Origin of the sequence: Aestuariibacter salexigens DSM 15300, from assembly GCF_000429145.1 — a bacterium.
GTDB lineage: Bacteria > Pseudomonadota > Gammaproteobacteria > Enterobacterales > Alteromonadaceae > Aestuariibacter > Aestuariibacter salexigens.
The window spans coordinates 278,444-284,445 of sequence record NZ_AUBH01000006.1; the positions used below are offsets into that span (position 1 = coordinate 278,444).

Genomic DNA, 6,002 nt, shown 5'->3' on the forward strand with positions numbered 1-6,002 from the left:
CAGGCTTTGACCAGACCTTACGTTCTGTTTACTGCTTGGATTTGCCAGCATCGTCCGCGGTATCTAAATTAAGCTGTTTTTCTACCAACTGACGTTCGCGCTTTCTCCACATAAATTTGGCTAATTTCTTCATACTTGTAGAACGGTCTGTCTCGTCGACAATGTCAACACCAAGAAGACTTTCCAGCAGGTCTTCTAAGGTCAAAATACCTTCCAGGCCGCCATATTCATCTACCACCATCAACATGTGTTCTCGTCGCTGAAGAAAGTAATCAAAGGTACTGGATAACGGCATGGAATTAAGTAGCGTTGCCATAGATTTTATATATTCAGACACCGGCTTGTGGCCGTTTCCTCGTGCTTGTGCCAACAGCAAATCTGACTTCAACACGAATCCATTGATGTGCTCGGTTTCTGAACCTTCATAAACGGGTATGCGTGAAAATTCCACTTTACTGTGCTTATGAAAGAAGGTTTCCACAGTCATATCCTGTGGGATGGAAAAGACCACGGTTCGATGCGTCATTGCATCGCGAATGGTGAGTTGATGAAGATTCAACAAGCTCTGTAAGAAATTAATTTCATGGGCAGCAAGTTGCCCCTCCTGCGCGGACAGCTCGGCCATCGCTGATAATTCACTACGATTCAACCCACGAAGCGGACTCTCTTCAGTAAAACCACTGGTCAGCTTTTGCGACATTTTCACAAATGGATACAGGATAATGATCAGATACTTGAGAAAATAAGCTGTTGCTGGAGCAAGCTGTCGCCAGAATGTGGCACCAAGCGTTTTCGGAATGATTTCAGAAAAAACCAAAATGAGTAACGTTAATACCGCGGATATCACCCCCAGATACGCCTCGCCGAAGACTGCGGCGGCCTGAGCGCCTGCGCCCGCTGCTCCCATAGTATGAGCAATAGTGTTCAACGTCAGTATCGCTGAAAGTGGCTTATTGATGTCTTCAGTCAACGATCGCAGTAGTTTGCCAGACGCCTTGCCTTCTCGCTCCTGAACCGAAATAAAAGCGGAAGAAACGCTTAATATAACAGCTTCTGCAATAGAGCATAAAAAAGAGAAGCCAAGTGCAATTAGCACATAGATAATCAGTAATATCATTGAGTTACGCTATATTTAATGCGGTAACACCGCCCTTAAAAAAGTAATATGGGTGCGAAATTGCGCGGTACAAGTTAGGATAACGCTTCGGTAACCATAGTGATGTAAACAATATGCAAAACCTACAAAAAATCATCTTATCGACCTTTGTGTATTGCGTATGCGCAAGCGTGTCATATGCAAGCGAATTTGCCAGAAAAATTGAAACGGATGACACCGTTATTACTGAGCATAAAACTAAAATCCTTGGCAAAAATGTCGAGTATCGCGCCACTGCAGGCACTCAGCCTGTATGGGATGAGCATGGTAATCCCGTTGCGAGCCTTTTCTACACCTACTATGAACGAACCGACGTCAAAAATGCAAATCAGCGCCCTTTGATTATGTCATTTAACGGAGGTCCCGGCTCTGCATCAGTGTGGATGCATATAGCCTACACGGGGCCACGGATCCTGAATATTGATGATGAAGGTTACCCCGTACAACCCTATGGCGTAAAAACAAATCCATTTTCCATTCTTGATGTCGCAGACATTGTCTTTATTAATCCAGTAAATACCGGCTATAGCCGTGTGCTTGAAGGCCCTGATGGTGAACTACCAAGTAAAGACAAACAGCAAAAAATGTTTTTCGGCGTTAATGCCGACATCAAATATCTTGCTGAGTGGTTGAATACCTTCGTCACCCGCCACGAGCGCTGGACATCACCAAAGTACTTAATTGGCGAGAGCTATGGCACCACACGGGTATCTGGTCTGGCGCTCGAGCTTCAAAACAGCCAGTGGATGTATCTGAATGGCGTAGTACTGGTCTCGCCAACAGACATTGGTATTGAACGAGATGGCCCTGTCAAAGCGGCCAATCGTCTGCCGTATTTTGCTGCAACAGCCTGGTATCACAATAAATTGCCAGCCGACCTGCAAAGCAAAGATTTGTATGAGGTATTGCCCGAGGTCGAAGACTTTACTGTAAACGAGTTACTTCCCGCGCTTGCAATGGGCCACGCACTTGATGCAGACAAGAGAGCCAGTATTATCAAGACGTTTTCACGCTACTCGGGCATTTCAGAGCAGGCCATCGCACAAAGCAATTTGGATGTCAGCACCATGTTTTTCTGGAAAGAGCTACTGCGTGATGAAGGTAAAACCGTTGGTCGCTTAGATAGCCGATATCTCGGCATTGACGAAAAAGAGGTAGGTGCTCGCCCAGACTATTGGGCTGAATTGACCTCATGGCTGCATTCTTTTACACCCGCAATAAATCATTATCTGCGTACCGAATTAAATTACGTTACTGACCTGAAATACAACATGTTTGGTCCAGTGCGTCCATGGGACCGTTCAGACAATGATACGGGTCACCAGTTGCGGCAAGCAATGGCGCAAAATCCATATCTGCACGTTCTGACTCAAGCTGGATACTACGATGGCGCGACCAACTACTTTGACGCTAAGTACAATATGTGGCACATCGATCCAAGCGGCAAAATGAAAGACCGCTTTATCTTCAAGGGCTATCGTAGTGGTCATATGATGTATTTACGTCGCGCAGACCTGGAACAATCTAACCAGGATTTGCGTGAGTTCATTCGCGCTACTATCCCTGCTGAAGGGCAGCCAGCCCAATATACCAGATAATTCAGACTGTTTAGCGACCGCTTGGGCGGTCGCGTTTCAACTCGGGCACCAGGGCATCCGTGTCGATATTCTCAACCCACTGCGCACCGAATTCAGCCTCTTTTCGGGTTTGATAAGCCTGTCTGGCATGAATAAGCTGAGCGAAAGCCTCGCGTAGTTCCTTACTGGCTAGCAGCAAATTGTATGCATCTGCGATTTGCTTTTGTCTTATTTGAGATAAGACTTGATCAAGCTCTAACCGAGTAGGAAGACTTCTAAGCCCACCTCTGCTTGAAGTAGACTCAAGAGCTATTTCATTCCTCCATGCCGTCACCCTGTCCACAAACCTTGCCTCGCAGCGTCGTTGCGTGACCCTGCTAAATGTGCGCTGCTGGCGCTTACAATCAATTCTAAAGTCATCAACGTCAGTAAGCTTATTGTAGGAGTCGTAGTAACTCTCCTCAGCATCACTCATTAATTGACGATAAAAACCAATTGGCCTGTAGCCAGTTACCTCAATGACTTCGACAGGTTCATTCTTTACTAGCTCTGCTGGACTAGGAATATCAGCCTGAGCTGTTACTGGTTTAATTAGCAGGGTTATCAGGTATGCAAATACGCTTAATCGCAACATAACAACCGATCCCAAAAGTAAGTTTATTCTAGAGAGTTACGAAAGAAGACTGAGATAGGATTTTATTGAATACGTCGTTTTTTCTTTATATCAAAGTATGAAGGGTCACAAAGTCACTAAGCAAGCTTCAGGTCACTACGTATTTCCAGCTTGCCCTGTTTGGCTAATTTGATCACCTGACGATGACTCAAATCGGCTTGCATCTGCGTGTCGTCACGCACTTCGGTGATGCCAAAAAACCGCGCTTTACCGTTTGTTTTCGCCTCATACAAACATGCATCCGCAAGGCTAAGTAGTATTTGCCAATGCTCATTGAAATCATCTTGTGCACCAGAGTTTTGACTTCGCCACAGCGGATAACATGCGAAGCCAATAGAACATGAAAGATAGAGCTCACTGCCGTTGCGCAATACAAACGGCTGCCCAGACACCGTGTTGAGTAACCGTGCGGCCAAAGATTCAGCCTCATAGCGGTCAATTGCCCTGGCAATAGCGACAAATTCTTCGCCTCCCCAACGGGCTACGAAATCAGACGCTCGAAATACCTCTTTGATGCGTCTAGCGAATTCAATTAATACCTGATCGCCCGCCGCGTGGCCATGTGCATCATTAACCTGCTTAAAATCATCCATGTCGACTATAAACACGGCAAGATCGGCGTGTCTGGGTTGAGGCTTATGACCCGCGTACCAATCACTGTATTTACGCTGAATCTGGTCTAGATCGCGGAAAACATTGGAATCAACGAAACGACGGTTTTTTAGTCCTGTTAGTCTGTCTGTCAGGCTTAACGCCTCGACCTCCTCATAAGCCTCAGCCAGCTTTTTATTTTTATCTTGCAACTCCTCCGTTCTTGCTTCTACCTCTGCCTCTAAGCGCAGGTTAGCACGCCACTGAACATAGCGTCCGTACATCATGATAGTAAGAAGCGACAGCGAACCTATCAGTGTCAGCCAAAAATTGCGCGTCATGCGCTGACTCTCCAGTTGCGCCTGTTGCAACGCTTGCTGCTTTTCTAATTGCGCTATTTGATTCTCGCGACGCATAAATTCAGTTTGTGCCTGGGCGCTGGCAATAGCATTTAAACGTTCTCTGTTAAGCACTTCATCATCGAGATTTTTTTGCAATACGAGCGCATCGAATGCCTCTTGAATGCGATTCTGCGCGACATTAACCTCAACGGCTAAAGCTTGAAAATGACGCTGCCCCGTTGTTTCGTCCAGCTCTTGTGCCAGAGAAAAGCCCTTTTCAATGATGACTAAAGCATCTTCATAACGCGTTTGTTGGATTGCAATATTCGCGGCGATTTCATATGCATCGATTAGCAAGCTTTGATAGCCACCCTGTAACGCGCGTTGAATAACTTCCTCTATGGTCAGCTGTGCATTCTCTAGCTCACCCCGCTTCATCATGAGCATGGCGAGATCGCTACGCGCCCAGTCTTCATCGCGTGGGGCATCGATCTGAATAAATATTGAAATGGCACGGCGAATCAATGGTTCAGCTTTTTGCAAACTGGTGACATCGAGATACACCTGAGCGAGCTTTAAGCTGCTATACGCGATATTCTTTAAATCTCCCTGCTGTTCATCCATTTGCAGGGTTTCAAGGAAATAACTTTCGGCCTGGTCGAAATCACCAAGCTGACGCCGGATGTCACCCAGGTTATACAAGGCAGTGGCGATGCCGGACTGATCTTTGGTTTGTAAATTCAGTTCAAGTGCGAGCTGGTGAGAAACGACGGCTTCTTCCAATTGTCCCATTTTTTCAAGCACCACGCCGATACTATTATGTATGGAAGACAGGTCCTCTATAGCATTCTGCATATCGGCTTTTTGTAACGCCAGATACAAGTATTCCAATGCATTGGCATAGTCACTTTTATATCGATAGGTGAGACCCAACTGTCGATAGGCTTTGATAAGGTAGCTATCCTGACCCGCCTGTTGAAACCTTAGCGCAGCGTCTTCCAATAGAACCAACGCGTCATCGTATTTATTTCTTTCCATGGCGTGTCGTGCACGTTGATATTGCTCCATGGCTTTCCATAAAGGACTATCATTTTGCATCGCGGACGCATTAAGTTGCTTAATGAGCTCATCAACTTTTTCCACATCCCCGTGCTGCCGAGCGCTTTCAATCTCAGTAATAACCTCTTGCAGGGTATCTGGGATGGATTGTTGGCTATTGGCGCACGTCCCAGCAACTAGCAGGAAACACAGCAGGGTGCGACGAAACAGCAGATTGAACATGGTAACGAACCGGGGCAGCAAAACTGACTTATCATAGCAGGTATTGTTGTCACGCCGGTATCGGGATTGTCTTTTGATTCCTGCATGCTCACCACAATGTCATTCCCGCATGCTCTTGGCGGGAATCCAAAAACAAAAAAAGCCGCCGAAGTAGATACTGAATAGTGGCAAGGCTTTCTTTTCAGAGCCGTGTACCACTATAGAGGTTGAGTAAGATTGGGAAGATTCCGTACATTTGCTGCGCAATTTCCGGAAAGACGGTGATCATCTGTTACTAAGAGACGTCATCCCGTATATGGACTCCTCCGGTTGTGCAATACAATAGCGGCGATAAATTTAGGTGATAGATGCGTGCGTATATTCGGACTTTAAGTGGGTAGCGA

4 protein-coding genes are annotated in these 6,002 nt (G+C 46.2%); 1 reads left to right on the forward strand and 3 read right to left on the reverse strand.

Annotated features, from left to right (window positions below; genetic code table 11):
- Positions 1 to 28: 28 nt before the first annotated feature.
- A complete protein-coding gene (locus tag G441_RS0111625) occupies positions 29 to 1,117 on the reverse strand; it encodes a CNNM domain-containing protein (RefSeq protein WP_026376509.1) in 1,089 nt (362 codons plus the stop codon).
- 113 nt (positions 1,118 to 1,230) lie between these two features.
- Here G441_RS0111625 and G441_RS0111630 point away from each other — a divergent pair, with 113 nt between their 5' ends.
- Positions 1,231 to 2,754, forward strand: a complete 1,524-nt coding sequence (locus tag G441_RS0111630) for a S10 family peptidase (protein WP_026376510.1) — start codon at positions 1,231 to 1,233, stop codon at positions 2,752 to 2,754.
- A 10-nt stretch (positions 2,755 to 2,764) separates the two neighbouring features.
- On the opposite strand, the gene G441_RS0111635 is transcribed toward G441_RS0111630, so the two are convergent.
- Positions 2,765 to 3,367: a hypothetical protein gene (locus G441_RS0111635; RefSeq protein ID WP_026376511.1), complete on the reverse strand. Its 603-nt coding sequence runs from the start codon at positions 3,365 to 3,367 to the stop codon at positions 2,765 to 2,767.
- 116 nt (positions 3,368 to 3,483) lie between these two features.
- On the reverse strand, positions 3,484 to 5,619 hold the full coding sequence (locus G441_RS18575; RefSeq protein ID WP_051275554.1) for a tetratricopeptide repeat-containing diguanylate cyclase: 2,136 nt from the start codon (positions 5,617 to 5,619) through the stop codon (positions 3,484 to 3,486).
- Positions 5,620 to 6,002: the final 383 nt, after the last annotated feature.